The 26,665-nt window shown below is 71.1% G+C and carries 24 protein-coding genes and 1 pseudogene; 11 read left to right on the forward strand and 14 right to left on the reverse strand.

The window, feature by feature from the left end:
* Positions 1-106: 106 nt before the first annotated feature.
* The 4 genes from ACSUPT_RS28990 to ACSUPT_RS29005 form a co-directional block, all read right to left on the reverse strand.
* On the reverse strand, positions 107-526 hold the full coding sequence (locus tag ACSUPT_RS28990; RefSeq protein ID WP_351968344.1) for an SRPBCC family protein: 420 nt from the start codon (positions 524-526) through the stop codon (positions 107-109).
* A gap of 42 nt (positions 527-568) precedes the next feature.
* On the reverse strand, positions 569-1,579 hold the full coding sequence (locus ACSUPT_RS28995) for an aldo/keto reductase (RefSeq protein WP_365724040.1): 1,011 nt from the start codon (positions 1,577-1,579) through the stop codon (positions 569-571).
* 868 nt (positions 1,580-2,447) lie between these two features.
* Entirely contained in the window at positions 2,448-2,573 is a 126-nt protein-coding gene (locus ACSUPT_RS29000) for a hypothetical protein (RefSeq protein ID WP_399218492.1), read from the reverse strand.
* Positions 2,574-3,018: 445 nt separating this feature from the next.
* Entirely contained in the window at positions 3,019-3,726 is a 708-nt protein-coding gene (locus tag ACSUPT_RS29005; RefSeq protein ID WP_404146202.1) for a carbohydrate-binding module family 20 domain-containing protein, read from the reverse strand.
* An 802-nt stretch (positions 3,727-4,528) separates the two neighbouring features.
* Between ACSUPT_RS29005 and ACSUPT_RS29010 the strand changes: the two are divergent.
* The 4 genes and pseudogenes from ACSUPT_RS29010 to ACSUPT_RS29025 all read left to right on the forward strand — a co-directional run.
* A pseudogene (locus ACSUPT_RS29010) lies at positions 4,529-4,700 on the forward strand (site-specific integrase); the annotation flags it as partial.
* Positions 4,701-4,830: 130 nt separating this feature from the next.
* Positions 4,831-6,393, forward strand: coding sequence for an FAD-dependent oxidoreductase (locus tag ACSUPT_RS29015; protein ID WP_436946138.1), 1,563 nt, complete (start codon positions 4,831-4,833; stop codon positions 6,391-6,393).
* A gap of 375 nt (positions 6,394-6,768) precedes the next feature.
* Positions 6,769-6,939, forward strand: coding sequence for a hypothetical protein (locus ACSUPT_RS29020; RefSeq protein ID WP_436946139.1), 171 nt, complete (start codon positions 6,769-6,771; stop codon positions 6,937-6,939).
* Positions 6,940-6,968: 29 nt separating this feature from the next.
* Positions 6,969-7,610 carry a carbonic anhydrase gene (locus tag ACSUPT_RS29025; protein WP_436946140.1) on the forward strand — a complete coding sequence of 214 codons (642 nt, stop codon included), beginning with the start codon at positions 6,969-6,971 and terminating at the stop codon, positions 7,608-7,610.
* 160 nt (positions 7,611-7,770) lie between these two features.
* Here the strand turns inward: ACSUPT_RS29025 and ACSUPT_RS29030 are convergent, their stop codons facing one another.
* A complete protein-coding gene (locus tag ACSUPT_RS29030; RefSeq protein ID WP_436946141.1) occupies positions 7,771-8,748 on the reverse strand; it encodes an L-threonylcarbamoyladenylate synthase in 978 nt (325 codons plus the stop codon).
* A 1,278-nt stretch (positions 8,749-10,026) separates the two neighbouring features.
* On the opposite strand from ACSUPT_RS29030, the gene ACSUPT_RS29035 reads away from it, so the two are divergent.
* Positions 10,027-10,470 carry a hypothetical protein gene (locus ACSUPT_RS29035; RefSeq protein WP_399218500.1) on the forward strand — a complete coding sequence of 148 codons (444 nt, stop codon included), beginning with the start codon at positions 10,027-10,029 and terminating at the stop codon, positions 10,468-10,470.
* 471 nt (positions 10,471-10,941) lie between these two features.
* Here ACSUPT_RS29035 and ACSUPT_RS29040 read toward each other — a convergent pair whose 3' ends face one another.
* The 6 genes from ACSUPT_RS29040 to ACSUPT_RS29065 form a co-directional block, all read right to left on the reverse strand.
* Positions 10,942-11,892, reverse strand: coding sequence for a hypothetical protein (locus ACSUPT_RS29040; RefSeq protein WP_436946142.1), 951 nt, complete (start codon positions 11,890-11,892; stop codon positions 10,942-10,944).
* A gap of 70 nt (positions 11,893-11,962) precedes the next feature.
* Complete coding sequence (locus ACSUPT_RS29045) at positions 11,963-12,571, reverse strand: NPCBM/NEW2 domain-containing protein (RefSeq protein ID WP_436946143.1); 609 nt, start codon at positions 12,569-12,571, stop codon at positions 11,963-11,965.
* Between the two features lie 246 nt (positions 12,572-12,817).
* Entirely contained in the window at positions 12,818-13,213 is a 396-nt protein-coding gene (locus tag ACSUPT_RS29050) for a hypothetical protein (protein WP_436946144.1), read from the reverse strand.
* A gap of 543 nt (positions 13,214-13,756) precedes the next feature.
* Complete coding sequence (locus ACSUPT_RS29055) at positions 13,757-14,788, reverse strand: hypothetical protein (protein ID WP_436946145.1); 1,032 nt, start codon at positions 14,786-14,788, stop codon at positions 13,757-13,759.
* 816 nt (positions 14,789-15,604) lie between these two features.
* The gene (locus ACSUPT_RS29060) at positions 15,605-16,000 is read right to left on the reverse strand and encodes an amidohydrolase family protein (protein WP_436946146.1); all 396 of its coding nucleotides are present in this window, start codon (positions 15,998-16,000) and stop codon (positions 15,605-15,607) included.
* 303 nt (positions 16,001-16,303) lie between these two features.
* On the reverse strand, positions 16,304-16,672 hold the full coding sequence (locus tag ACSUPT_RS29065; protein ID WP_436946147.1) for a TolB family protein: 369 nt from the start codon (positions 16,670-16,672) through the stop codon (positions 16,304-16,306).
* A gap of 654 nt (positions 16,673-17,326) precedes the next feature.
* Between ACSUPT_RS29065 and ACSUPT_RS29070 the strand changes: the two genes are divergently transcribed.
* From ACSUPT_RS29070 to ACSUPT_RS29080, 3 genes are all read left to right on the forward strand, one after another.
* The gene (locus ACSUPT_RS29070; protein WP_436943064.1) at positions 17,327-17,464 is read left to right on the forward strand and encodes a hypothetical protein; all 138 of its coding nucleotides are present in this window, start codon (positions 17,327-17,329) and stop codon (positions 17,462-17,464) included.
* Between the two features lie 834 nt (positions 17,465-18,298).
* Positions 18,299-19,747: a PP2C family protein-serine/threonine phosphatase gene (locus ACSUPT_RS29075; protein ID WP_436943063.1), complete on the forward strand. Its 1,449-nt coding sequence runs from the start codon at positions 18,299-18,301 to the stop codon at positions 19,745-19,747.
* On the forward strand, positions 19,744-20,112 hold the full coding sequence (locus ACSUPT_RS29080) for an STAS domain-containing protein (RefSeq protein ID WP_351968334.1): 369 nt from the start codon (positions 19,744-19,746) through the stop codon (positions 20,110-20,112). The genes ACSUPT_RS29075 and ACSUPT_RS29080 overlap by 4 nt, the downstream gene beginning before the upstream one ends.
* 253 nt (positions 20,113-20,365) lie before the next feature.
* Here ACSUPT_RS29080 and ACSUPT_RS29085 read toward each other — a convergent pair whose 3' ends face one another.
* Complete coding sequence (locus ACSUPT_RS29085) at positions 20,366-21,940, reverse strand: hypothetical protein (RefSeq protein WP_436943060.1); 1,575 nt, start codon at positions 21,938-21,940, stop codon at positions 20,366-20,368.
* A 165-nt stretch (positions 21,941-22,105) separates the two neighbouring features.
* Between ACSUPT_RS29085 and ACSUPT_RS29090 the strand changes: the two genes are divergently transcribed.
* On the forward strand, positions 22,106-22,264 hold the full coding sequence (locus ACSUPT_RS29090) for a hypothetical protein (RefSeq protein WP_399218509.1): 159 nt from the start codon (positions 22,106-22,108) through the stop codon (positions 22,262-22,264).
* A 67-nt stretch (positions 22,265-22,331) separates the two neighbouring features.
* Here ACSUPT_RS29090 and ACSUPT_RS29095 read toward each other — a convergent pair whose 3' ends face one another.
* Complete coding sequence (locus ACSUPT_RS29095; protein ID WP_436943058.1) at positions 22,332-22,460, reverse strand: endonuclease domain-containing protein; 129 nt, start codon at positions 22,458-22,460, stop codon at positions 22,332-22,334.
* Positions 22,461-23,569: 1,109 nt separating this feature from the next.
* On the opposite strand from ACSUPT_RS29095, the gene ACSUPT_RS29100 reads away from it, so the two are divergent.
* Complete coding sequence (locus ACSUPT_RS29100) at positions 23,570-23,812, forward strand: DUF6411 family protein (protein ID WP_399218555.1); 243 nt, start codon at positions 23,570-23,572, stop codon at positions 23,810-23,812.
* A gap of 1,754 nt (positions 23,813-25,566) precedes the next feature.
* Here the strand turns inward: ACSUPT_RS29100 and ACSUPT_RS29105 are convergent.
* Positions 25,567-25,761, reverse strand: coding sequence for a hypothetical protein (locus ACSUPT_RS29105; RefSeq protein ID WP_351968086.1), 195 nt, complete (start codon positions 25,759-25,761; stop codon positions 25,567-25,569).
* Between the two features lie 28 nt (positions 25,762-25,789).
* On the opposite strand from ACSUPT_RS29105, the gene ACSUPT_RS29110 reads away from it, so the two are divergent.
* Positions 25,790-26,665: hypothetical protein (locus tag ACSUPT_RS29110; protein ID WP_436946148.1), on the forward strand; the 876-nt coding region annotated here is incomplete at its 3' end.

The raw sequence follows: 26,665 nt of genomic DNA on the forward strand, positions 1-26,665 counted from the left end.
GCTGGCGAGGCGGTATGCGTCGGTCCCGGTTCCGATTGAGCCCGGGAAGGGACCGCGGCCCGGGCACGCGGGGGCGTGTCCGGGCCGTGCGGGTGGGCCGTCGGTGTCAGGCGGCGAGGGTTTTGTGCAGGGCGTCGAGGCCGTCGGCGTAGATGCCGGTGAACAGGTCGACGACTTCCTGCTCGGTGGCGCCGTCGGGGTTGAAGCGACCAGACCACTGGACCTCGGCGATGTCGTCGCGGCCGGGGACCGTGTGGACGCGGAGGGTGGAGACGTAGCCGTCGACGGGGAACGGCGCTTCGAGGATGGCGTAGCTGTAGTGGCGCTCGGCCTCGTCGAAGCCGACCAGGCGCTCGATGATGACGTCGCCGTCAGGGTTGGTCAGGCGGCGGACCCGGCCGCCTTCGAGGGCGGTGCTCTGGGGGATGTACGGGAGCCAGTCCGGGAGGGCGTCGAAGCCGCCGATCAGGCTCCAGACCTGCTGGGGGGAGGCGGGAACGACGCGGGAGACGGATGTGGAAGCCATGGTGGTGCTCCGGAGGCGGTCGGGAGGCGCGGGGGTGTGAGGTCAGGCGTGGTTCGGGAGCGGGGCGGCCGGGCTGACCAGGCCGGCGGCGCGCAGGTCGGTCCAGAACGCGGCCGGGATGCTCTCGTTCAGGGCGGCGGTGTCCTCGGCGATCCGGCTGGGCCGGGTGGCGCCGGGGATGACGGCGGCGGCGGCCGGGTGGGCGAGGGAGAACTGCAGGGCGGCGGCCTTGATGCTGACGCCGTGCTGGTCCGCCAAAGCCTTGAGCCTGCCGACGCGCTCGATGATCTCCGCGGGGGCCTGCTGGTACTCGAAGTGGGTGCCGCCGGCGAGGATGCCGGAGCTGTAGGGGCCGCCGACGACCATGTCGACGTTCTGCTCCTGGGCCATGGGGAGCAGCCGGGTGAGGGCGTGCTCGTGGTCGAGGAGGGTGTAGCGGCCGGCGAGGAGGAAGCCGTCGGGCTGCGGCTCGTCGAGGGCGAGGGTGAGCTCGATGGGCTCGGTCTTGTTGACGCCGAGGCCCCAGGCCTTGATGACGCCCTCGTCGCGGAGGCGGGACAGGACGCGGAAGGCACCGGTGCGGGCCTCCTCGAATTTCTGCAGCCACAGGTCGCCGTGGAAGTCCTGGGCGATGTCGTGGACCCAGACGATGTCCAGGCGGTCGGTGCCCAGCCGCTTGAGGCTGCCTTCGATGGAGCGCTCGGTGGCCTCGGCGGTCCACTCGTGAAGGATCTTGTTCGGGTTGCCGTGCTCGAACAGGCCGCCCTTCTCGCCGAAGTCCGGCACGTCGGTCTCGTGCTCATCGAGGACGACCCGGCCGACCTTGGTGGACAGCACGTACGCGTCGCGCGGCTTGCCGGCGAGGACCTCCCCGAGCCGCTCCTCGGCCAGGCCGGCGCCGTAGAAGGGGGCGGTGTCGTAGAAGCGGATGCCGTGGTCCCAGGCGGCCTCGACGGTGGCGGCGGCCTCGTTGTCAGGGATGGCGCGGAACATGTTGCCGAGCGGAGCGGTGCCGAAGCCGAGACGGCCGGGAAGGATGTGCTTGAGCGACATGGAGAGTGCCTTTGCGAGGGTGGGGGAGGGCCGAGAGGCCCCGTACGGGCACGCACATTCAGATGCAAGCGCGCTAATCCATGAGCAGACGCTAATTGCATACGCCGACTAATGCAAGAGCTGCTTACCTGCGTCCGCGCCATGGTCCGCATCGCGGCGTTCCCGCTCGTCAAGACACGGCGGCCAGGAGGAGGGGGAAGGCAGACAGCCGCCGCTGAGGAGGCACGGCCCCTACCGAGCCGGTGGCCCCTGCACAAGCCGGCACCCCACCGCGAGGAGGACGAGTCGACCCGGCCCCGCGCTTGGTCTGCCGTTCGGCGCCCGGCACCAGGCCGTCGCGCGGGCCGCGCGGGAGGGCCGCCACAGTGAGGCGGTGCGGCTCGCCGCGATCGGTGAGCGCGAGGACATCACCGCCCACGGCATCACCTCGGATCAGGCAGTGGCATGAGCCCGCGGTGACGACGTGGCCGCCGCGCCACCGTCGCGCCGTGTACGTCCGGGACGGCGCCCGCTGGCGGTACAGCCCCGTGCAGTCCCGCCAGGCCCCGACGGGCGGACCGTCCACCGGCTGCTGATCCGGGCAGGGGAGGACGGGTGCTCGGTGCGCTCCTCCGGTGGCCGCAGAACGGACTTCGGCCGGTGCGCGGCCCCACCCAGGAACCACAGACGGCGGCGCGCCTCAACTCCGCGAACGCTTAGGTCCTGCGGTCGGCCAAAGGGGCGGTGGTGTGCGGGATGCGGCGGCCAGGATGGACAGCCTGCGGCCCCGTGTGTACGGGGCGGACCACGACGCATCTTCGACCTTGTCGCATCCTGCGCCCGTTTGCCAGGGCCGGCACCTTTGTGGGGAGGCTCTGACGAGACCAGCTCAGGCAGGGGCGGGCAGTTGGACCGACGCGAGTTCGACCGGGTCGACGACGATGTGGAGGGCAGTGATCCGGGCTTCGAGGACGGTGAAGGCGATGACGGAGAGGAGGGTCCGTCGGGGCGCCACGACATGTGGCCGGGTACGCCGTTGAGCAGCACGGGCCGATGGCGGGCGACTTCGCCGGAGAACATGCGGGCGCCGGCAGCGACCTTGGTGGAGCCGAGGGTGACGACCACCCCGTCGGGGGTGTCGACCGTCAGCTTCACGTTCGGGTCGAGGGCGCGCGGGAGCGCCTCGAAGTCGCCGCCGAAAAAGGCGACCCAGTCGGGCGGCGCGGGCCGCAGCCGACGGGCCCGCTCCTCCTCGGCCTGCCGCTGCTGGACTGCGGCGATCTTGCGGTCGATGCGCCCCACCCACATCGCGTGCCACACCGGCAAAGGCGAGCAGGCGCTTCAGGTCGGGAGGCAGACCGTCGACACACGGTCGTGCGGGGACGTCGTTGGGAGAGCCATACTGGCGGGCGTGGGGCCGAGGGGTATCCATCACATATCCCTCGGCCCCACGCCGGGCGTCAGCGCCAGGTGTCGTTGACGGTCAGGGTGCCGGTGGGCGGGGTGACGACGGTGCGGTTGTCACCGTTCTCCCAGGTGACGGTGCCGTCGGGGTTCTTCTTCAGGTACTTGTACTGCACGGTGGTGTTGGGCGGCAGCTGGTGGGCGCCGGTCCACAGGGGGTAGGAGGCGGAGCCGGTGGTCAGGGGGACGGCCTTGGCCGGGTCCCAGCTGCCGAGGTCGGGGAGGTTGCCGACGACGTAGAGGTTCTGGCCCCAGTTGGTGGTGGCGGTGGCGTGGAACGAGGCGGAGACGGGGCTGACGTTCCAGCTGTCGTGGTTGCCCGGCGCGTTCGGCGAGACGGTCAGGGTGCGGTTGGGGATGCTCTCCCACGTCACCGTGCCGGTGGGGGAGCGCTTGAGGTACTTGTACTGCACGGTGGCGCCGACGGGCAGCTGGATGCCGGCCGACCAGTTCGGATAAGAACTCGCGGTGGTGCCCAGGGGAACGGCCTTGGCCGGGTCCCAGGCTCCCAGCTGCGGGACGTTGCCGGTGACGAGGAGGGTCTCCCCCGCCGTGGTGGCCTGCACGCGGAAGGTGACGGAGGAGTCCTGCGCCGCGGCCGCCTGGGCGTGGGGGGCCGTGCCGATGAGCAGTCCGGCCAGGAGCACGGCGAGCGCGAGCACCGGCCGCAGGGCGGCGGGCACGCGGTGACGTATCGAGAGCATGACATCCCTTCGATGAATGAGGCGGCGGATCCACGTCCGCCGACCGCGCTCATCCCAACACAACTTGAAGTCCTCAGGTGACTGATTGCACTTCAAGCGTTCATCCGTGCATGCAATTCAGCCGTTGCACCCCGCTCGCGTCGCGGCTTTCTTAAAGTTCTGAACGGACCATCGGAAGCGGGGTGCGAAGTCGATCAAGCTGTTCGTCGAGGATACGGCGGCCGACCGGGCGCACGGCGATCACCCATAGGCCACCTCGCGACCGTGCCCAGGCCTCGCTGGGGGCTGCTCCCGCCTTGCGCAACATGACGCAAAATCTTTCACGGTGCTTCGGGAACTCCCTGGCCACCGCCCCCTGTTCCGTGAACACGCGCCGAGCGGGCCCGCGACCGGGCCACCGACGCCTGGTGCCGGGAGAACGAGCGGCGGCTGCGCGAGGCGGTCTGGGGACCTGTCCACCTTCAACGACACCTGGCCCGCCCGCGCCGACGCCACAACATGGAGACGCCGGCCTCCTGGCAGGGCCGCCTCAACGGCCCGGGCCTCGCTGCCTACCGCTGTCAACTGCCCCGGCCGCGTTGAGCTGGGTGGCTGCAACGCGGGTACCGCGGCCCGGCTGGCGGGGTCCTCAAGGCGGCCGCCGACGCCCTGCCCGCTCTGCGCGCTGAAGCCCCCGGCTGGCGAGCATGGACCTCCCCGGCGCGGCCCGTCGACAGGCTGACCGCGCGACCCGCGAGCGCCTGTTCCAGCAGATGCACTCACGCTGACCGACGCCCACCGCCTGCCGGTCCCCGCCGCGCGCGACCACACCGCCGTACGCGGGCCGGAACCGGCTGGGACCTGCACGGGTACCGCCATTCCGCCCTGACCCACGTGGTGAGCAGGGCGCCTCCCTGCTGATGGTGAAGTCCCGGCACAAGAGGCCGGAGAACCTTCGCCGCTACTTCAAGCCGTCCCCCGAGGCGATCTCGTAGCTGACCAGCCTGTTCGCGCCAGGCGATAGCAGCCGATGAGCCTCGTTCCTTGCACGTTCTCCTCCTGGGGCGGGTCCTTGACACCGCTGCGCCTTTTTGGCCTTTTCGACCCTCGGTCATAGTCGGCGCCATGGACTATGACGTAGTGGTGGCCGGAGGCGGCCCGGTCGGATTGATGCTGGCCTGCGAGCTCCGTCTCGGAGGCGCGCGGGTGGCCGTCCTGGAACGCCTCACCGAAGTGAACCCGACGATCAAGGGCGGGGCGATCACCACGCCCAGCGCCGAGGCGCTCTACCGCCGGGGCATGCTGCCCGCGCTGGCCGAGGTGCAGCGGCAGGCGATGGACCGCTTCCAAGCATTCATACGCGAGCAGCACAGCGAGGACGCGGGCGGGGCTGCGGGCCGAGGGCTCGGGATCGTCGGGCACTTCGCCGGAATCATGCTGCGTGCCGACCTGGTCGACCGTACGGAGCCGGGCCTCAGCGATGCCGGACCCGCCGCCGAGATCGCTTTCGTCGCGCAGCAGGACATCGAGCGGCTGCTCGGCGAGCGGGCGGACGAGCTCGGCGTCAACGTGCGCCGGGGAGTGGCGCTGACCGGCTTCGACGCGGACGACGAGACCGTCACAGTGCGGACCAGCCACGGGGCCATACGCGCCGGCTGGCTCGTGGGGTGCGACGGTGGCCGCAGCACGGTCCGCAAGCTCGCGGGGTTCGCATTTCCCGGTACGGAACCGGAGATCACCTGTCACCAGGCAGTCGCGGAGATGACCGGCGCCGAGGATCTGAAGATCGGCTGGACCGCCACGGACACCGGGGTGTATGCCTACGGGCCGATGCCGGGCCGCGTCGTCACCGTGGAGTTCGACGGCCCGCCGGCCGACCGGGACGCGCCGGTCACCACCGAGGACCTCCAGGCACGGCTGCGCCGCGTCTCCGGCGTGGACATCACGATCACCGAAGTGCAGACCGCGACCCGCTTCACCGACCACGCCCGCCAGGTCACCGACTACCGCAAGGGCCGGGTGCTGCTGGCGGGTGACGCGGCGCACGTGCACTCCGCGTTCGGCAGCCAGGGGCTGAGCCTGGGTATCGGGGACGCGATGAACCTCGGCTGGAAGCTCGCCGCGGTGATCGCCGGCTGGGCGCCGGAAGGGCTGCTGGACACGTACACCGCCGAGCGGCACCCGGTCGGTGCGTGGGTCCTGGACTGGACCCGGTCCCAGGTCGCGGCCATGCGCCCGGACCCGCAGTCCCGGGCCCTGCGCGAGATCGTCAGCGACCTGGCGGGGACGGTCGCGGGCACCACGTACCTCACCGCGCGGCTCAACGGTGGCAAAGTGCAGTACGAGCTGGCGGGCGAGCACCCGCTAACCGGCCGCAGCGCCCCGGACCTCGAACTCACCGACGGCGACCGCCTCGCGGACCACCTCCACGGCGGCCGCGCACTCCTGCTCGACCTCACCGACGACCCGGAGCTCCGGGACCTGGCTGCGGGATATGCCGGCCGCGTCGACACCCTGACGGCCGGCTGCCCCTCCCGCCCGAAACTGGCAGCGGTCCTCGTCCGCCCGGACGGCTTCACCGCCTGGGCAGCCGACGCGGAGGCGAAGGCGCCGACGCCGACGGCCGGGCTGGCGGAAGCGCTGGAGGAGTGGTTCGGCGTGCCAGAGGATGCAGTGACGCCGGGGTGATCCGCCGCTGCTGACCCGAACCACGAGCCGATCCCACCCACGGCCGCTGCACCCACCCGGTGTGGCGGCCGTCCGCACCCCAGTCCCGGCCCAGCAGCGGCCCGGGGCTCACCGGCCGCCTACGCACCCGCCGCCACGCCCGCCACCGGTGTTACCGCTCCCGGCGCCCTACGAGCCGGTCGCCAGTGCAACCGTCTCCGCCGGGACAATCAGCGGTGGCGGTCACCCGGACCGGGGTCACACCTCTTCGGCCGAGCCCGGATCCCGCAGCGGTCGTAGGCCGCCGAGCAGGTCGGGAAGGGCCCTTCGCCGCTGCGGCGAAGGGCCGGTCTGCCCTCGGTCGGCGGACAGCGCGGGCAGCGCCTGGCTCGTTGTGTGGACGTGGACGACGAACGGAGTCTGGACGGGTCACCGTACGAGGCGGGGCAGCACCGTCGCGCGCTGAGACTCCGCACCCAGACCACCCTCGCCCGGCGCCTGAGGGTGATGACCAGGCTGCCCGACGTGGCCCGCCCCGGCGGCCTGGGGCGGCACCAGGTGGTGTGACGGCTGGTGCCCGCTCGTAGGCTGCCGTCATGACCGAGATCCAGACTCCGACGCCCCGCGGCGCCTTCGAGCTGCTCATGGCCGGTAACCAGCGCTTCGTCTCCGGCACCCCCGAGCACCCCAACCAGGACGCTGTCCGCCGTACCGAGATCGCACCGTCCCAGCAGCCGTTCGCCGTGCTGTTCGGGTGCTCCGACTCCCGGCTGGCCGCCGAGATCATCTTCGACCGCGGGCTGGGCGACCTGTTCGTCGTCCGCACGGCCGGGCACGTCGCCGGGACGGAAGTCCTCGGCTCCATCGAGTTCGGCGTGAGCGTCCTCAACGCGCCGCTGGTCGTCGTCCTGGGCCACGACTCGTGCGGTGCCGTCGCCGCGGCCTGCTCGGCCCTGGAGAACGGACAGACGCCGGGCGGCTTCGTCCGGGACGTCGTCGAACGGGTGACCCCGAGCGTGTTGGCGGCCCGCGCCGCCGGACGCGAGAGCGCCGAGGAGATCCTGGCCGAGCACATCGAACACACCGTGGACCTGCTACTGGAACGCTCCCGCGTCCTGGCCGAGCGGGTGGCGGCCGGCCGCCTCGCCGTGGTGGGACTGTCCTACCGGCTGGCCGACGGCAGCGCCCAGCTCGTCGCCGCCCGCGGCCTCGACGTCGCGGTTCCCACCGCGTCCTGACCTCCCCCGCTCGCTCAGATCGACCGCGAGTCCAGCCCGCCGCCCGCGCCAACCCAGCGAGGCCGCGGGCTGACGTGGGTCAGGGCCTGGGGCAGTCGTCTCCGGTGGGATCGGCATGCTCACAAGCCCTGGCCTGCGAGCGGTTGGTTGTCCGGGTGGTTCACACGGTGGTACGGGGTCCAGCGGCGCGGCGGAGCCGGTTGGCGATCGCCAGTCCCAGCCCCTCCTCCGCCGGCAAGGATGCGATGATGAGGTCGCATCCCTCCTGGTCGAGTTCGCGCAGGAACCCGTACAGGCCGCGCGCGTAGGCCGCCATCGACGCGGGGACCGCCACCACGGCGTGCGCCTTCACCGGCGCCCCCGTGAACGAGGTAGGAAGGAAGACACCCACCCGGTGCCCCAGCTCCTGCGCCAGCTCCGCCTCGGCGACGACCTTCTCCGGCTCGACCAGGACGACCCGCGCCCTCGGTGCGTAGTGCGACGGATGCTGTCCCGGCACCCGGACGTGACTGGTCGTCGGCACGATGAGCGGGTATCCCAGCACCGCTTCGAGGTCCTCACGGGTCACCCCGCCGGGGCGCAGAATGGCCGGGGTCTCGCCGGTGACATCGACGATGGTGGACTCGACGCCGACCTCACAGCGACCGCCGTCCAGCACGAAGTCGACGGCGTCGCCCAGCTCGGCACGGACGTCGTCCGCGGTGGTGGGGCTGACCGAGCCGAAGCGGTTGGCGGACGGGGCTGTGACACCGCCGCCGAACACCTCTAGCAGCGCGAGCGCGATCGGGTGGTCCGGCACACGCACAGCGACCGTCTCCAGGCCGCCGGTCGCTTCCAGCGGGACGCGCGGACCGCGGCGCAGGACCAGGGTGAGGGGTCCCGGCCAGAAGCGTTCGGCCAGCAGGCGGGCAGCCAGGGGCACGTCCTCGACCCAGTCGTCCAAGTCCGCAACGTCGCCGATGTGGACGATCAGCGGGTGCGAAGGCGGACGTCCCTTTACCTGAAAGATCCGCGAGACGGCGGCGGGGTCCTCGGCGTTGGCGCCCAGACCATAGACGGTCTCCGTCGGGAGAGCCACCAAGCCGCCGGCGCGCAGCACAGCGGCCGCCTTCGCGATGTCACTGGTTCTTGCCGTCATCCTCGCAATCCTAGGAGAGCAAAGGACCGGCGACGGCCTCGATCAATGTCAACGCGGCCACAGCCCCATGACCTGCCCAAGATCAACAGCTAGCGCCAGCCGCTGTTCCATCGTTTCCCGGTGCCGGTCCAGGGCCACGAGCAACCGGAGATGCCGGCCAGTGACGTCCTCGCCGCGCTCACTTTCCTCGACGAGGCCCGTGCCACCCTCCACATCCGGAGCGCGACCTCACCTGGGCCGCCCGCGCCCGCGAGGCGTCCTGGCAGGAGATCGCCGACCACCTCCCATCCCAGCCGCTGCAGCGCCAAGTCCCGCTACATCCGCCTGCAGCGCGACGCCGCCTGCTACCACGGCGACCGCTACCCCAGAGCTCCAGCGCGCCGAGCGCGCCCGCGACCGGGCTACCGGCGCCTGGTGCCGGGAGAACGAGCGGCGGCTGCGCGAGGCGGTCTGGGACCTGTCCACCTTCAACGACACCTGGCCCGCCCTCGCCGACGCCACCAGCATGGAGACGCCGACCTCCTGGCAGGGCCGCCTCGACGCCCCGGGCCTCGCCGCCACGCTGCGCGGCCTGCGCACGGCCCTGTCCGGCGTCATCCCCGTTGGCGCGGTGGCGTCCCATCCCCGTACCGCCCGTGGCCGCCGACGCTCTGCCCGCCCTGCGGGCCGGAGCTCCCGGCCGGTGTGCGCGGGCCTCCCCGGCGCGGCCCCGGTCGGCCGTGCCGTGCCACCCGAGAGTGCCTGGTCCAGGAGATGCTCGCCCTGTCCGACGCCCACCACCTGCCGCCCTCCGCCCTCCATCAGTTCGCGGTGCAGCTCGCCGCATACGTCCAGGAGGCGGCGGCCGAGCCGGCGCGCCGGAGGAGGCCCTGCCCGACCCGCTCGCGGGCCGGGCCTTCGAGGCCGCCCTGCGCGCCTGCACCACCCAGCATCGCGGCCGCCGACGAGGCGACCGCCCCGTACGGTGACGGATGCCCTGGAGCGGCTGTGGGCGACGTCCGGCACCGCCACTGTCCGGTGAGTCCCCGGCGAGTCGGGCGTACGGACCCGCCTCTACGCCGACGTACGCCGCGCCCCGAGGCCGCAGGGCCGTCAGCGGTCCGGTGTCCAGCCAGCGTTTGATGCGTCCGCGGACAACGAGGACTGCGAGGGCAAGGAGGGCGGGGCCACGCGAGTTGCACGACTAGTGCATGCGGGTGAGTCTGGGTAGAGGGGTTGCAAAAGCGCGTCGGGGCGATGCGAAATCCGCCCTTAGCGCAAAAGGAACGGATTCCCGCCATGGTGACGGTGCACCTCTACAACAAAGCCGCCAACAAGTATCTCGCCGGCCATTACCAATCCGGTACGACGAGTCTGAAAAACAGGGACGCTCCCGGTGCGCGATGGGAGATGGCCCACCTTGGTTCTGGTCAGTTCACCTTTCTCAACTTGCAGGACCTGAACCTGCTCGATATTGCCGACGTCGTTCAATCGTTCAGTGAAAAAAGATACCTCGACGGCAATACGGCAACCGGCACCGTACAACTTGTTCAACATATCGGCGAGCCGTTTACGGGAACTAAATGGCTGCGCTCCCCTATAGAGAACTCCGTTGTATTCACTTGCCTCGGGGTGGCGCATGGGAACCGAATGCTTGATGGCCGCCCAGGTGCCGACACCGTTCAGCTCATGGACCACGCCGGCTGGGCGGGGACAAGGTGGGCCATCGAAACGCCCACGTAAGCGCTGCCTGTTCCACTAGGCATGTCCAGCGATCATGACGCGTCTGGTCCTGTGGGCGGCTGGCGGCGGCCCGGAGCGCTGTTTCAACCGCCCAGCGCGGCTCACCGAGCCACTGCGGCCGCCTCCGTGATCGCGTCCTGCACGGCACCGACCGCCTGGCGCCACTCCTGCCAGGCGGTCGGTGCCGTGCCGCGTGCTGCTCGGCGCTCCGCCCCTCACCCTCGGCTGGCCGGCCGTGCTGGCTCGGCTCCTACGCGGGCGAGCAGTACGCGTGCAGCCCGCGCTCGGCCCGCGAAGTGGCGGAGTGGTCGCCGCTTCTCTGGGGCGCGAGCCTGTGGCGAACTGACGCTCGGTATGGTCGGCGGGCGTGAGCACGCACAGGGAGCTTGGCGAGCCGGGCGTGAAGCGGCCTGCGCGGTAGCCGCCGGGTCCGGGAGAGCCAGCGCGACACCGCGGGTGGGTTTGTAGGCGTCACCCCGGGACGGGAAGTCGTACTACGGACAGGATCTCTGTTCCATCCTGGACGATCACGACGAATGGCTTTCCCCCTGGTCTGTAGGGATAGCATGCGCGGGCGTTTGCCGTGGTTGCGGGTGGCACAGTGAGGGGACCCGGTTGATTAATTTCGCAGTTCTCCCTCGCCCATTCGCTGCCTTCGATTTCATAGGCGTAACGAGCGACCCCGTCCCTGTCTATTAGCCAGAATATCAGGTCCGGCAGGTTCAAGTCGCCGAACCGGTCCGGGTTCTCTATTCGCGCATTGAGGCGGGTTAGCCCGCCAAAGGGAGCTGTTGGGAATGGCTGATATCCTTTGATCTCCAGCTCGCCCTTAGTTGCGGATGCCACTGTAAGGGGGACTTTCACAGGGGCTTTCGGTAGATTGGGAGGAGGCGGGGTCGCCGCGCATCCGGACGAACTTGGCCTTTTGGTGAGGTCCACTGGAGGGAAGCTATTGAAGTTCATCTTGGCGGGGCGCAACGTGGAGGGAATGTAGCCCACAGCCGTAGGGACGACGACATCGGCTCTACTCTCTTCCAGCTTCCCACATATGGCGAAGCCCGGTGGAAGCATTGTTGATTCCAAGGTGGCGGCGTTCTCAATCTCAAACGAGTAGGCGGCTTCTCCCTCGGCAACCGCAAACTCGCCACCCCAGTTGACTACGGAAGGGCTTTGTGGCGTACGGCCATTGTTGCGGATTCCCAACTCGACTGTTACCTGATCCCATCCGGGTCTGCTCGTGTCAGGCTCCCGCCGTATTCCCAATAGTAGGAGGGTAAGTCCATCGGCTTGTTGGTACTGCTGACCGCTCGACTGTGGAGGTGCCGGCGCATCTGATGGCAGAAGTGGGGAGGCGCTTGCAGAACCAAAGCCTGACAGCGCTATCGTCATGGCCACAGCGAAAATCACCCGGGCTCTGATCATGGGTTCCATCCTTCCTGCTACCAGGCTCTGCCGTCGCAGCGGCAGCGGGGATCCCTCCGGCCTCCCAATCTCAACGGCTACTTTTCAACCCTGCGTCACCCCAGGAGCCGTAGTAGACGTTTCCGGCGTCATGGCCGGTGTAGGTAACCGTCAGCTTGAGTCGTAGGGCATCGCTGACATCGAGTCTGACTGCTCGTGATTCTCCGAGACGGATGGTCTCCCGATATTCTCGCGTCCCGTCGATCGCTACCTCGAAGGTAAGGGTTCCCCCGGTGGGGGAATCGTCGCGCAATCCAACTGTGGCCGTAAATGTATGCCAATGGCGACCAAGGTTGTATTCGGCGGAATTGACCGGACCTGCAGCATTGGCGGTTAGCGTGACGCTCCGGGCGAACCCTTTCCCGTTGATCTCAACTGCGCTTGTGTCTACGCCTTGGGTCGACGTCAGCGGCTCCAGTTCACTGAGGTACCGACTTTGTGAGGCTGGGCTGCTCGTGGGCACGGAGGTCTCGCTTGCGGTGACTGTCACGGTCGGGGGCGTTTTGGTGACAGTGCGCGTGGCTTGGTCAGGACTGGGTTTCCCGCCCCCGCAGGAGGCGGTTATGGCCATCGCTGCAGCTGTCGTGACGCAGCTGACCACAGCCCTGCGCCAGCCCGGACGGCGAGCGGAGATCGTCATTCGTCCTCCTGAGAGGTTCACGACACCCGGGGGCGGGACCCGGTTCCGGACGCGCAACGGGCAGCGACCTGGTCACTCCACCATGGCCTCCACGACGTGCTGCCGCACTTCGTGCATCACCCGACCCGCGCAGCGGCGCGTAGTCACTGCCCTGGGGTGGCTGCGGGGTCAGCTAGTCTGGACTGGTGGTCAGCGGGGTTGGTTCAGGGCCCGGGTCAGTTCCCGGTAGTCCGCCCGGGAAGCGTCCTATTCGTCGGTTCGTTTCTCCAGCTGCCCTCGTGTGTCGGCGAGTTCTTGTTCGGGCATGGTGATGCGTCGCTGGAGTTTGTCGATGTCGGCCGGTGCCCCGAGACCGGACTCTGCCCAGGCGGCTTCGCCGAGGGTCTGGGAGAGGCGTTTTCCCAACTGGAGAACGCGCGCGGCGAGGCGCTTGTTGCGTTCGAGGACGTTGGCCAGGTCGATCTGGAGGGATGCCCGGCTGACGGCTGCGATCCGCCCTTGCGCCGGCGGTACCGATGCGGCGGGGTCAACACGCTCGAGGAGGTCCCGGTGTCGGTAGAGGAATGTGCGATCCACCCTCGCCGCGCGGGCAAGGCCGGAGACGGTGATGTCCTTGCCGTTCAGCGACCTGGGCCGGTCCACCGCTTCAGATGGCTATAACTGAGACAGAGGAAGCAATCGGCCGGCCAGTCCACGGTGCCGACAAGCCCATCGGCCGGCGCCGCACTGTGTGTTGTCGCGCCCTGCTGTCCGCCCGTCTCCGGGCTACGACACAGACCTGAGGCCGACATTGCCGCCTGCTGTCCGCGGACCGCCCGCAGGCGCCTACTTGGAGAGGGGACCTTCATGTCCACCGGCACTGGCCGGCTCGGACCGACCGAGAGGCTTGCCGGCACCCCAGGTGCCGGGTGAGGGCGGCCTCGGTGCCGGTCCGCAGCGCGCTGCGCTGCGTCTTGTCTGCGGATCGTCCGTAGGCGCCTACCCGGGAGGGGAACCTCATGTCCACCGCTACCGACCCAGCACCAGCACCAGGGCCGGGAGCCTGTGGCTTTGTTTACGAGAGCCGACAGCATCTGTACACGAGTCTGGGAGGCGTCGGCGGCCCGGCGGGCTCGATGTGCATGAGAAGCGTGAGCATCGCGCTCACCGGCGGTCGGAGTGCCGTACCAGGTGAGGGCTGGTGAGTTATTGGATGCTCCAGCGGTGCGGGTGGTCGGGATCGGTGGGGCAGGCGAAGACGTTGAGCTCGCCGAATCGGCCCACGGTGACTTTGGTGGGGGTGGAGTGCAGATGGGTGGGCAGGTCTCGGTCTTCAAGCGGTTTCCAGCTGCCGCTGCCGCCGTCCCATTCCGAGCTGTCGATGGTCAGCAGCAGGCGCATCGGTGTGCTGCAGGTCCGACAGTCCATGGGGTACGGGTCGGTCTTGTGCCAGGAGGCGAAGCCGCCGACGCGCCAGCCGGGCGGGATGGACAGGTCGTACTGGTAGCCGACCGGAACGGCCGCGTTGGCGTCAGTCGACCCAGCGGCCGGCTCTTCCTGGGCTTCGTCCCAGGCGTCGAGCCGGGCACACAGTTCCTCGGGCAGGAGGCCGGCGAACGGGTAGCTGACCACCTGTTCCGGGTGCAGCACGCACGGCTCGGGCACGAACCCGTCGGACCCGGCGACCGGCGGCTGTGGGGGTATGGCCAGTACGTCCCCGACTTCCCAGGACCGCCGCCAGCGCAGGTGCAGCTCCAGGTCGGATTGGCTCGGGCCATGCGCGTTGGAAGGGCACCAGAACACCTGGAGCAGGTCGCAGTCGTCCGGCCCCGCCGGAAGGTCGGGGACATCGCGCCGGTACAGCTGCGCCAGGCCGATCATCGGCAGTGCATCCGTCTGCGGCACTTCGGGGAGCCGGTGCTCCAGGCGCAGCTCGGTCAGGAGCTCTCGTTCCTCCTGCGTGGGGTGCGGGTTCTGTGCCGGGTCCCACGCGGCAGTCAGGACCTGCCGGTCGCGGTGAGTGTCGGCCGGGCGCCGTCCCCACCCGCGGCCGTGGGCCTCACCGCATACCGGCCACGGCTCGTCCGCCGGCCACAGTATCGGGCCGCCCACCGAGCTGGCCGACAGCTGAGGGCTGCCGGGCCGCGGGTGGAGCCGCGTCGTCGTACCTCGGTAGGCAGCCAGTTCCGGGAACGGCACCTCGACATCGAGCGGGCGTGGGGGCGTGGTCCTCGTCATGGAACGCGACCTTAGACACCCCGTGGCCCCGGCCATCGAGCGCCCCGGCAGCAACCTCGCGGTACCAGTGCTGTCGTCGAAAGCCGTGAACATTGCGATTCGCTCGCCGGGGCCGACTGCCTCCTGAACCGGCGAACATCCGCTGTCCGTTCTCGCAACCAGAGCCATGCCCGTGCAGCCAACCCAGCAGCGCGCGGGCACCGATCCCGTTGTGCTCATGCTTGTGGTGGTCGTCGTCGGCCTTCTCCTGGGCGCCACCGGCTACCTGTGCCTGGCCCACCCCTCGCCGGCCGCGCCGATCAGCGCTGGGGCACGATGGCCTCGGCGCTGATCGGCGCGTTCGATGTCGCGTTCGCCCTGCGCCGCCGGTGACAAGCGGCCGTCGCATCACGGCCCCGCTCCCGGTCGTATGACCGCCGCGCCGTGCCGGGCCGCAGCCCCGGGCGGTGCCACATCCCCTCCCGGTGGCGGGGCCGTGATGCGACGACCGGGATTCCGGCACGCCCACCGGCCGCCCCTGGCCAGGATCGCGGGCAGTCGCTACCGGTATGGAGCGTGCGGGTCAGGCCCGGGGCCCAGACGCGCTCTGGGGGCAATACCAGCGGGCCGCTCCCGCTCCCCGTTTGCCTGCACCGCCGACCCGGCCCGCACTGGGCAAGCCCAAGGGGACTCCCTGGGGCGCCACTTCGAAGAGCCTGTGGGAACCCCCTTTGGTGCCCGGCTCCCAGGCCGGAGCAGAACCCCTTGTCAACCGCGCATCGACACGAAAACCGGGCCTTCGAGTTGGGCTGCTGCGCGAGCCGCCTGGGGGCGAGGTCAGTCGCTGGGGTGGCAGCACGAGCCCTGCTGCAGATACTCGGCGACGTCGAGCCAGGTACCGCAGCGGGGGGCTGGGCGGGCGGTGGTCTCCCGGGGACGGACCAGGTCCTCCCGGCGGTGGACGACACCGTCGCGCAGGACCAGCACCGTGTGCACGAGACACCCGAAGTCGGTGAAGGGGTCGCCGTCGACGACGGTGAGATCGGCGATCTTCCCGGGTTCGACGGTGCCCAGGTCGCGGTCGACGCCGAACAGCCGTGCCGCGACGGTGGTGGCGCAGTGCAGCGCCCGGGCCGCGGGTGAAACCGTGCTGGTGCAGGGCGCGCAGACCCAGATGGAGGGACAGGCCGGGCGGGACCAGGGGCGCGTCGGTGCCCAACGCCGCCCGGGCACCGGCGGCGGTGAGACGGCGGTAGTGGCCCATCTCGGTGGCCAGCGCCGCCCGCTGCGCACGCGTGGGCGGGGTGCGCGCACGCTCCCCGACCACGGCGGCGTCCCACGGGGGCATCAGGGCACGCACCCGCGGGTCGTCGGCCGGCGCCGGGTCCGCTCCCAGCAGGCACTGCGCCGAGAACGGAGTCATGACCAGGGCGAAAGCGCCGTCGGCGTACTGCTCGACGACGTCCTGGTACAGGCGGCCGGCCGGGGTGGTGGCGTGGCCGTGCGGCAGCCGCTGGGTCGCCTGGAGGTGGGTGGTCAGATTTTGGCCGTCCACAGGCCGAACGGCGCCCCGGTCACCGGGTCTGCGCCGCGCTCGGAGGCGGAGACGAGACGGCTGCCGTCGGGCGACCAGGCCACGCCCCGGTCGTCCCAGGGCCCGTCGGTGATGCGCCGCAGTGCGCTGCCGTCGGTCCGCAGCGTCCACAGATGGAAGCCGCCGCCGGGGTAGCCGCCCACCGCCGGCGTCGCGCCGTCCGGTGACAACGCCGGCCGCGTGGCCTCCAGCTCCCACTCCGTGATCCGCGCAGCAGTCCCGCCCTGCGGGGGGACCCGCCACAGCACGCCCTGCACCTCGACGATCAGCACGGACCCGTCCCGCGACGCGGTGACCGACCCTCCGGTCACCTCCCGGTACCGAGGGACGGTCTCCCCGCCCTCCCCGCACCCGGCAAGGCCGGCGCCGGCCGCCGCCCCGCAGGAAACGGCCGGCACCGCGGCCACCGCCAGCCCTGCCGCGGAAGCCCGCAGCAGACCGCGCCGGCTGAAACACCCCTCGTCCACCCTCACCGCTCCCTCACCACGCCACCCGGCACCCCGGCTGCGCACCGGCCGCCGTCCCGGCATCCGCCGGCGCGCGCTCCATGCTGTCGGGCGCCGCGAACGACGGCCGCCCGATACACCGTTCCTGGCCGGCCGTCCGTGCACCGGCCGCGGGCGTGCCGCAGGGCACAGAAGGTGAGGGGCGCGTCCCCGCCTCACACCCGTCACCTCCAACCGCCCTGCGGCCGCGCAGTGGACACGGTGCAGGAGCGCGGAGCGTGGCCCGCCGCCCGCCGCCCGCCGCTCGCCGCCCTCCGCCCGCCTTCAGCCCCCGTGCCCGGCCCGGACCGGCATCCCCCGGGGCCCGGTCCCGGCGACCCGGCCCCGCACCGGCCCCCGGGCCACGACGCGGGGGAGCGGGGAGACCCCGCGTCCCGCTCCCGTACGAGCGCACCGTCCTCGCCGGCGCGGCAATCCGCGAACAGCTGCCCACCGCCCCCGCCACCGCCCGCCACCGCCGTGCGGGGCCGGGCGTACGACGACGTCGCCCACCAGCAGGCGGCGATGCCCGAGCAGCTGCTCGCGCCCGGGACGGCCGACCCCGGGCACGACGACCAGGACCCGGACGTGCCGCTGGCGGGGAGGCGATCGCCCTGACGGCGCTGCGGGCCCTGCGGAAGTCCCCTACGGACGTGGGCCCTCGATCTCACCGCCGGCCGACTACGCCGCCTCCAGGACGCGTTCACCAAGGCGGCCGCCGACGCCCGCACCCGCGCGGACCGCCACACTGCACAGGCCGACGCCCGCACCCGCGGGGGACCGCCACACCGCACGGGCCGACGCCCGCGCCCGCGGGGGACCGCCACACCGCACGGGCCGACGCCCGCGCCCGCGGGGGACCGCCACACCGCACGGGTCGACGCCCGCGCCCGCGGGGGACCGCCACACTGCACAGGCCGACGCCCGCGCCCGCGGGGGACCGCCACACCGCACGGGTCGACGCCCGCGCCCGCGGGGGACCGCCACACCGCACAGGCCGACTCCGACGCGGTCCGTCCGGTCCGCCCGGTCCGCTCGGACGGCCAGCAGGCGCACCGCCGGCAGCAGCCCGAAACCGCACCGCGGCCGGGACACCGGCCACCGAGTGGACCCGGTGGTGCGCACCCGGTGCGGTGGTGCGCACCGGCAACGCCCTGCCTCCACTCCACCCCGCGTGGAGCCCACCCTCCGGGAGTGGACACCACGTGCCCGGCATCCACTCCACCGAACGGGGCCCGCCGGCCGGAACGACATCGTGGGGGAGTACGTGGGCACTGCCACGCCGGCTGACCGTGAGCGCGTACGCCCGTGGGTCACGGGCTTCTTCCGCAAGCCTACGGACCGGCCGCTCGGCGGCGCCTTCTGAGCGGTGACGCCGGGGTGTTCGGTAGGGTTTCGGGGTGCTGGCTGCCTGGTCGGTGCCTTCCTGGGGGGGATGACGAGACGAGGACCATGCCGGAGCAAGCCAGCCCGCCTGCGATAACTCCGAAGGACCCGCCGGCCGCGTCGGTCGAGGCGGCGCGGATGGCGGCGGTGCGCCGTTACGACATTCTCGACACTCCGCCGGACGGCGCCTACGACAGAGTCGCGGCGCTGGCCGCCCGCCTGTTCGAGGTGCCGGTGGCGACGGTGACGATCGTGGACGAGGACCGGATCTGGTTCAAGGCCACGCACGGCTTGGAGGGCGTCACCGAGATCGGCCGGGATCCGGGCCTGTGCGCCTCGGCGGTCCTGACCGATGACACCACCGTCATCCCCGACACCCTGCTCGATCCGGTCGCCTGCTCCAACCCGCTGGTCGCCGGTCCGATGGGGGTACGGTTCTACGCCGCCGCTCCGATCATCACCGCCGACGGGTACCGGCTGGGCACGGTCAACGTCCTGGACACCCGCCCCCGCGAGATCTGCGAGGCGGATTCGGCCACGCTCGCGGACCTTGCCGCGGTGGTGCGTGACCAGCTTGAGCTGCGGCTGTCCGCGCTGCACGTCGTGCGCGCCGAGCAGGACAAACGCCAGGCGGAGGAGGAGGCCCGGCAGCGCGCGGAGCGGGACAAGGCGGCCATCGCCGCGTTCGCCTCCACCCTGCAGCGCACCCTGGTGCCCCCGGCACTGCCCGCGGTACCGGGGCTGGAGGTGGCCTGCCACTACAAGACCGCCTCCCCCCAGGAAGTGGGCGGCGACTTCTACGACGTCTTCCCCGTGGGCGGGGACCGGTGGGCGTTCTTCCTGGGCGATGTGTGCGGCAAGGGCGCCGAAGCCGCCTCGATCACCTCACTGACCCGCTACACGCTGCGGGCCGCAGCCCTCGTCGACGCCGAACCCACGGCCGCGCTCAAGGCCCTGAACACCGCGCTGCTGCTGGACGCGGCGGTCGGCACCCGCTTTTGCACCGCCGTCTTCGGTCTGCTCGACCCGGCCCGGGACGGCGGTTTCACGGTCACGCTGGCCACCGGCGGCCACCCGCCCGCCTACCACCTCAGCCCCACCCAGGACGGCGGCATGCTGGTGGAGGCGGTCCACGCCAAGGGCGGCATGCTGGTCGGCGCGTTCGCCGAAGCCGCCTTCGCCTCACGCACCCTGCACCTGGCACCGGGCCAGGGACTGCTGCTGTACACCGACGGGCTGACCGAGGCCCGCACCGCCGATGGCCGCATGCTCGCCGACACGGGCCTGATCGACTTCCTGACCCGGCGGCCGGCGCCGGTCGGTGCCGGCGCCCTGATCGACGACACCGTCGCCCTCCTGGACACCCTGCCCGACACTGAACGCGACGACGTGGCACTGCTGGCCCTGTCCGTCCCCACCCCCGACGCCGCTCCCTGCGGCATCACCACCACCGCCCACAGCGCCGCCGCCCCGACCGCCGACGCCTCCGTCGGGCAGGAGAACCGACGCCCATGACCGACGCATTCCACATCGACGTCCCGCACACCGACGGCACCCTGGCCGTGATCGCACTGTCCGGTGAGTTCGACATCGCCACCGCACCCGCCGTGCGGGCCCGCGCCCTGGAACTCCTCGCCGACGGCCACCCCGACCTGGTCGCCGACCTCTCAGGCGTCACCTTCTGCGACTCCTCCGGCCTGGGCGCCCTCGTCGGCATCTGGCGCTGCGCCAAGGACGCCGGCGGCTCCCTGACCCTGGCGGCCATCCCCGACCGGCTGGGCCGCCTGCTCAGCGTCACCGGGATGGACACCTTCCTGCCCGTCCACCCCAGCGCCGACGCCGCGCTCGCCGCACGCCAAGGCAACCGCACCACCGCCTGAAACCCCCGCTCGCCGGTCAGCACTGCACAGCCCGCGACGCTGAAGTCCCCCTCCCGGAGGCGAACCGGCGAATCGGGTCTGCAAGGGGCCGACCCGGCCCCCCGTCCGGCAGGGCCGGTCCGACCGCGCCCCGGCCCTGCCCCCTTGTGCGCCATCTGTGTCGGAGGACCAGACGAACACGGCGCAATCACCGGCCCCCTTGTCAGCCCGTCAGCCCCTACCGCCCCGCCGAGACCACGAACGACCCCGACCCCTAGGCCATGCCGAGGAAATGCGCGAGCTCCCGGCCCAGCGTGTCGAGGGGGCCGAGGTACTGGGGTGCAGTGAGGGAGGGCGCCAGTCCCACCAGTTGAAGAAGCGTCGGCGTCCGGACGTAGTACTGGATGACCCTCTGCCTGGTGGTGCCGATGAACAGGGAGTCGCCCTCCCACGCGTGTTCCCGGGTCATGCCCCGTTTGACTATCTGCCTCACTCTGATCTGGAAACAACCGAGCAGGACGAGACCGGCCACCGCGCTGAGAGTCACGCTCAGCAGCGAGGCGTCGCCGCGACGGATCTCCGTGAAGGTGCTGCCGACGATCATCGACCACACGGCGATCATCACGAGCACGGTGAAGCGCAACGTATACGGCACCGCCGTGTGGACGCCGCGCCGGACCACGCTCTTCGCGGAGGCGGTGGCCCGCCCGATGCGCTGCGCCAGGAGGAGGGCGGGCGGCCTGGGCTTGGGCAGTGCGTGGCCGGTGGCCGGGTTGTCGGGAAAGGCGGAGGCCGCAAGCTGCCCGGTCGGCGGATTGTCGGGCGTTATCGGATGTTCGCGGCCGGCAGGATCGACAACCTGCCCGGCGATGACGTGCGGGGCGGAGGCGATGCCGCCATCCACCAGACGCCACCCCAGTCGCCGCCGCAGGCGGTAGAGCTGGTCGTGCTCCTCTTCGAGGATCCGCTGGATCTGCCCGAGCGCTCCGTCGACGTCGTTGAGGCCGCTGACGAAGGCGTCCTCAAGGCGTACGACGGTTGTCCCCATGGACACCGCGCCGGCCTTGAGCCTTTCGATCTCCTCCTGGAGGCACTTGATCGTCCGGTTGGCGTGGTCGAGCATCTGCTGAGCGATGTCACGCTCGGTCTGCGCCTTGTCCCGGGCTTGGAGGAGCTGCCGCTCCCTGACCTCCGCCTCTTCGATCATGGTGCGGAGGGTGGCGATCTGGGCAGGGTCCGGCGTGCGCTGTTCCATGACGCTGTCGAGCTGCTGCTCCAGGCGCGCGATGTGCTGGAGGTGGTCGTTCTCCCTGCCGAGCATGAGGAACAGCAGCATCTCGAGGCGATGGTGGCTCTTGGTGGCAATCAGCTGAGCCTCGTACATCTGCTGGATCTTGTCGTACGCGGCGAGCAGACGCTCATCCGCGGAGGCCGTGGCCGGAAGGCCGGGAATATCGGGCACTTCGACGACAAGGCCACCGTGCTGCGCCACGCCTTTGCGGGCCTTCTTGCCATCGCGCTCCGCGGCGACCCACTTTTTCCACAGCTCCTGGGCTTCACCCTTCCACTTGTTCATCGTGACCACGTCCGGCGAGCAGATGTGGACGACCGCGCTGACGAACTCCCAGTCCGGGGCGATGCCGGCGAACCGGCTGTAGACGGTGTCGATCGACGGGATTCTGCCGCCGGTGAAGTCCTCCGGCTGCAGCTTCGCGTGGAACTGCCTCGCTGTCATCCCCGAGGCACGGAGCCACTTGCGCATCGCCGTGGCCAGGTCATTGGCCTCCGGCCTCCCGCCCTTCAGCTCCCCCCACGGACGGCCCCCTTTACCGCTGGCGTTCTCTGCCATTCGTCCCCTCCCCCGGGGCGACAACCCCTTGTTGTCGGGCTCAGGGCCATGGTTGTCGTGCCCATAACCCTGCGTCGCTTCAACCTGGGCCCGCACTGACTGACAGTCATACCAATTGCTCCATCCGGGGGCACAGAAGTCAGGCACATCGAAGGGGAGACGACCGTGAAGAAGCACCCGAACCACCGTCGGCACCACCGGCTCGCGATGAGGGCCCGTGCCGGCCGAAGGCCCGGCCAGCTCGTCCTGGCGGTCGCCAGCGCCGCCACCGCCACTGCCACCAGCACCCTGCTCGCATGGGCGCTCACCCACATCCCCTGGTAACGAGTGCTTCTTCCCGGGATCGGGCCCACCCTGGCAGCTGTCTCAGCGCATGCTCGCGGCCGGCCCCTCACGGCGAGGCCCTCGCAAGGGTGCAGGAGACGCACAACGACCCGCGCACCAGTCCGGTGGCGTGGTTGTGGTCGCAGCCCATGCGAGGGTCCGTCTCACCGCAGACAGCGCAGCGGCCGGTGGGCACGGAACTGCGGGGCGAGGCTCACCGACGACCGCTGGACGCAGGTACGCGGGTGAGACCGGTCCTGGGGCGACGGCCTGTGCGGATCGTGCGCGGACGCGGCCAGGGATCGGGCCGAAGCCGAACGCCTCGCGCGCCGCCAGGCGGAAGAGGCCGTAGCCCGAGCGGCGGCCGAACCACCGGCGGTGGCCAAGGGCCGCGGCGTGTTCCGGATCGGGCGGCGCCGGTAGCCGTGGGCAAGCCCAAGAGAAGTCTGGGCAAGCCGCCGTCCCCGGACGGCGGCTTGCCCACGGCCCCGAGGCGCGCTGAGGCGGTGGGGCGCGTCATCGCCGACACCAGCGAGGCCCTGGTAGCCGCCTGCTAGCCGGGAGCCGAGACCCACTGGCCAGCCCTCTACGTCAAGGCCCGTACCGACGGCGACCGCTCGGTGCGCGCGTGGTGGTGTTCGGTGCGATGGCGACCGGTGTGTAGGGGCTCGGGGGGGGGGGGGGGGGGGGGGGGGGCGGTGTGGCGGTGTGGCGGGAGACCGAGTTGCTGCTGTGGAAGGCGCTGGCCGCGTGGTTCAGCGTCAACGCGTTCTACACGGGCGGCGGGCTGTGGAACTGGTACGTGAACACGAGCATCCCACCCCCCCCGTACACCGAACGACGTCGACACCTTCGCCCTCACGGTGGACGTGGTCGTCGCCCCCGACCTGACTCGATGGGAGTGGGAAGGACGAAGACGAAAACGCGCACGTACGGCGGCTCGGCTTCGTCACCGACACCGAGCACCAGGCCGTGGACGCCGCCCGCGACCAGGTGCTCGCGATGCTCACCGAACACACCGGCCTGTTCGCGTACGTGGAACGGTGGGCGGTCTCGCGGTGGCAGCCGGGCTGGCGCAGCGCCTCAAGGCTGCCGATGCCCCGCAGGTGCTTCTCGGACGTTTCCCGTGACCGCCTGGCCGTCGTCGACCGGGGGCCGCCGGCAACGGCGCCTGAGGCCCCATACGTCGTGGACGAAGTCGCAGGCGGCGGCCGGAGCCGGGGCGTGGCGGAAGATTCGACGGGTACACGCGGTCGCACACGACGAAGTGTCAGTGCACCACAGAAGAAGGGGTGGGGTCCCACCATGATGATCGCCGGAATCATCGCTGTCTGCGTCATACTCGCCGTTCTGGCGTTCTTCCTGCCCCGCCTCTCCAGGCATGCCGAGCAAGGTACTCAGAAGACCCTCGGCCTGGGCTCCCGCGCGGGCGGCAAGGCCCCCGGCCCGCTGGGCCGCCTCTTGAGCAAGCCGTTCAGCAGCAGCTCCAAGGCGGTCGGTAGGAGTGGCTCGCTCGGCCGCCGCATGCGGGGCCACATGCCCTTTTGACCCCGCGCCCCGTTCGGCCCGGCACGCAATCCCCGTCGGCGGCCGGGCCGCTGTGTGCCGGCGAGGGCGAGCAGCACATCCGGCTCCTGGCAGCCGGCCGTCCAGGAGAGCGGGTACCGCGGCGGCCGTGCCCGCCCCGCTGTGGGCGGAGTGGCGAGAGCCGCACCTTTCATCGGGTCGTCAGGGATGCCGGGCGTCGCACGGCCCGGGTCGGCGGGTCCTCGGGTCCTACGGGACGGACAGCTCGCGCTCCGCTTCCCGGGGTTCGGATCGAGGCGCATGGTCGTCACCGCACCTTCCCCTGTCGTGAGGACCAGGTGTCAGGCCGCGACCAGGCCGCCTTCGCCAGTACGCCGTCGGCGGCGTCACCGTTGAGGGTGCCGGCGGTCCAGTGGCGCGTGGGTGAGCCCCGCCCCGTCCACGACCGGCACCCTCTCGAGACCGGACTGACAAGCGTTCCGTGTGAGGGGGACCGTCTCGGACGTCCCGCACGCACCGACGGCACTGTGGCCGTGATCGCACTGTCCGGTGAGTTCGACATCGCCAGTGAGTCCGGCATCGCCAGTGAGTCCGGGCATCGCCACCGCACCCGCCGTGCGGGCCCGCGCCCTGGACGTCGGCGTCCAGGGCGCATCGCCAGATGCGCTTGCGGTGCTGCTCGACGAACGCCTCCAGGCGCTCGATGTGTCCCAAGGGTTCCTCGGCGCGCACCGCGCTCAGCGCGACGTCGACGAACTCCCTGTCCGGCCAGAGTCGCGTCTCCTGCGCGGCCAGGGCCCACGGGAAGCGTTCGCCGCCAGGACCTCCATCGCGTCCAGCCCACGGCCGGTTCGGCTTCCTCCACCCCGGGCTTCTCCGGGGCGGGGAAGGAGTGCTGCGAGAGGTGGGCGGTCAGCTGGGCGCTGGAGGCGGCACGCCCGTGCTGGGCGGCGGTTGTGTCCGGCAGTTGCACGGCGCCGGCCACGATCTCCGGAAACACCGGGCGCCATCTCACAACCGCCCCTGCAGCGCAGCACACCCGGCCCGCGTCGACGGAAAGGAACGCCCGGAACCCGTCCCACTCCGCCCCCCGCCCATCCCGGCCGCAGATCCGCGACGGGGACGGACACGGTCAGCATCGGTTCCGGCAGTGCCCGGGCCACCTTGACGGTGTCGGTACGGCGGGCCCAGCTGAGCGCGACGACGCAGACGACGGTCAGGCAGACCGCAGCCAGGCACAGCGCCACGGGCAGCACGAGGGTGAGCAGGGTGTCGAGCATGCTGGGTGACCTCCGGTCAGTCAGTGAAAAAAGGGGTCCTGCCGTCCCGGTCGGGGAGGCCGCGAAGGAACCGGCCGTGGGCTGCGCCCGGTGACCGGTTCGAAGTTCCACCGCGGCCGGTGGCGGGACTGTGAAGGGCTGCCGGGGCAGCCCCGCAAGGGAAGCGAGGACCCAGCGAAGCAAGGGGGGTGCCAGGCCCGGTGCCGCCCGCCCGGCCGGCCGGTGTGCGGCCTGCTGCCCGGCCACCCCCCGGTCGAGTTCCGGAATCCCGGCTCCTCGGCCCGGCCGGTGGGCCGCTTTCCTCGGCGTGCCCTCACCGACGGTGGTGAGGTTGAGGGTGCGAGGTCCGGCCAAGGGACTGCTCAAGCCGACTCGGGCATGGCGGTCTTCCTGGCGCTTAACGCCCGGTGTGCACAGCCTGCTCGGCCGGGGCGTGCTCACCACGCCCCGGCCGACCGGTCCCGCTGCCCCGAGCGGGCAGCGGGCATTGCCGCGTCAGCTCTGCAGGACGGTGTAGAGGAGGGCGAGGACGGTGGTGGCGGTGACCATGGCGGTGCCCAGGGCGGGGTTCTGATAGGCGATCCGCCCGATCGCGATACCGGCAAGGATGAGCAGGGCGAGAACGGCGAGCACGTACACGATGAGCCTCGATGAGATAGCGACGAGTGCGGACAGGCACCAGTGAGCCACCCACGACCTGGGCTTAGGGGGAAACCGAATGACAGCGAACGACTCCGAAGAAACCGGAAGGGCCACCGAACCGGTCGCGGAGTTCGCCGCCTGGATGCGCGAACTCCACCGGGACGCGGCAAAGCCCAGCTACACCACCATCGTGCGGCGGAGCCGAACGCGGTACCCGGATGCCACCGTGCGGGAGAGCACCATCTCCGACGTCCTCAGCGGCAAACGACTCCCACGCTGGGAGACTGCCGAGCCCATCGCCTGGGCGCTGGGCGGCGAGCCCGCGGTGGCCGCGTGCCTGGAACGCTGGAAACGCGCCGACGCCGCCCGCTCCACCACACCCGCCCCGCCCACAAAGCGAAACGTCCAACTGCCCTCCCCCCAACCCCAAGCGGCGGACGGATCACACGACACACCCGCCCCGCCCACAAAGCGAAACGTCCAACTGCCCTCCCTCCCACCCCAAGCGGCGGACGGATCACACGACCATGCCCGACAGGTTCCGGCCGGCCCAAGACGCACCCGGCCCTGGACGCTGGCCACGGCGACTGTCGCCCTGCCCCTGCTGGGCTGGGCCGGCATCGCGATCCTCACCAACACCACCGACACCACCGACACCACCGATACCCGTCCCCCGGTCACCTCGGGCACCCCCGATCCAGACCCCTCCGACAGCTCACCCACCGCCAGGTCGACCAGCAACGCCCCCACCAGGACGGCGCAAACTCCCAGCACCGTCTTGCCGGCCCACAGACAGCTGACCGCCAAGATGCACCCGATCGGCTCCTCACCGACCGAGTGGACGCCGCAGAAGGACATCGGCATCAACGTCACCGCCCTGGATGAGAAAGGCGTGAGCTACTTCGTCATCACCCCGACACGCAGCTGCACGGCCACACGGGTGGCGATCGGG

This window comes from Streptomyces sp. SudanB25_2051 (assembly GCF_964272635.1).
Taxonomy (GTDB): domain Bacteria; phylum Actinomycetota; class Actinomycetes; order Streptomycetales; family Streptomycetaceae; genus Streptomyces.

Excerpts from the sequence above, each read along its gene's own strand:
- ACSUPT_RS28995 (WP_365724040.1), bottom strand. The coding sequence starts at position 1,579 with ATGTCGCTCAAGCACATCCTTCCCGGCCGTCTCGGCTTCGGCACCGCT.
- ACSUPT_RS29005 (WP_404146202.1), bottom strand. The coding sequence starts at position 3,726 with ATGCTCTCGATACGTCACCGCGTGCCCGCCGCCCTGCGGCCGGTGCTC.
- ACSUPT_RS29100 (WP_399218555.1), top strand. The coding sequence starts at position 23,570 with ATGATGATCGCCGGAATCATCGCTGTCTGCGTCATACTCGCCGTTCTG.
- ACSUPT_RS29025 (WP_436946140.1), top strand. The coding sequence starts at position 6,969 with ATGACCGAGATCCAGACTCCGACGCCCCGCGGCGCCTTCGAGCTGCTC.
- ACSUPT_RS29055 (WP_436946145.1), bottom strand. The coding sequence starts at position 14,788 with ATGACGAGGACCACGCCCCCACGCCCGCTCGATGTCGAGGTGCCGTTC.
- ACSUPT_RS29085 (WP_436943060.1), bottom strand. The coding sequence starts at position 21,940 with ATGGCAGAGAACGCCAGCGGTAAAGGGGGCCGTCCGTGGGGGGAGCTG.
- ACSUPT_RS29045 (WP_436946143.1), bottom strand. The coding sequence starts at position 12,571 with ATGACGATCTCCGCTCGCCGTCCGGGCTGGCGCAGGGCTGTGGTCAGC.
- ACSUPT_RS29030 (WP_436946141.1), bottom strand. The coding sequence starts at position 8,748 with ATGACGGCAAGAACCAGTGACATCGCGAAGGCGGCCGCTGTGCTGCGC.
- ACSUPT_RS29035 (WP_399218500.1), top strand. The coding sequence starts at position 10,027 with ATGGTGACGGTGCACCTCTACAACAAAGCCGCCAACAAGTATCTCGCC.
- ACSUPT_RS28990 (WP_351968344.1), bottom strand. The coding sequence starts at position 526 with ATGGCTTCCACATCCGTCTCCCGCGTCGTTCCCGCCTCCCCCCAGCAG.
- ACSUPT_RS29040 (WP_436946142.1), bottom strand. The coding sequence starts at position 11,892 with ATGATCAGAGCCCGGGTGATTTTCGCTGTGGCCATGACGATAGCGCTG.
- ACSUPT_RS29015 (WP_436946138.1), top strand. The coding sequence starts at position 4,831 with ATGGACTATGACGTAGTGGTGGCCGGAGGCGGCCCGGTCGGATTGATG.
- ACSUPT_RS29075 (WP_436943063.1), top strand. The coding sequence starts at position 18,299 with ATGCCGGAGCAAGCCAGCCCGCCTGCGATAACTCCGAAGGACCCGCCG.
- ACSUPT_RS29080 (WP_351968334.1), top strand. The coding sequence starts at position 19,744 with ATGACCGACGCATTCCACATCGACGTCCCGCACACCGACGGCACCCTG.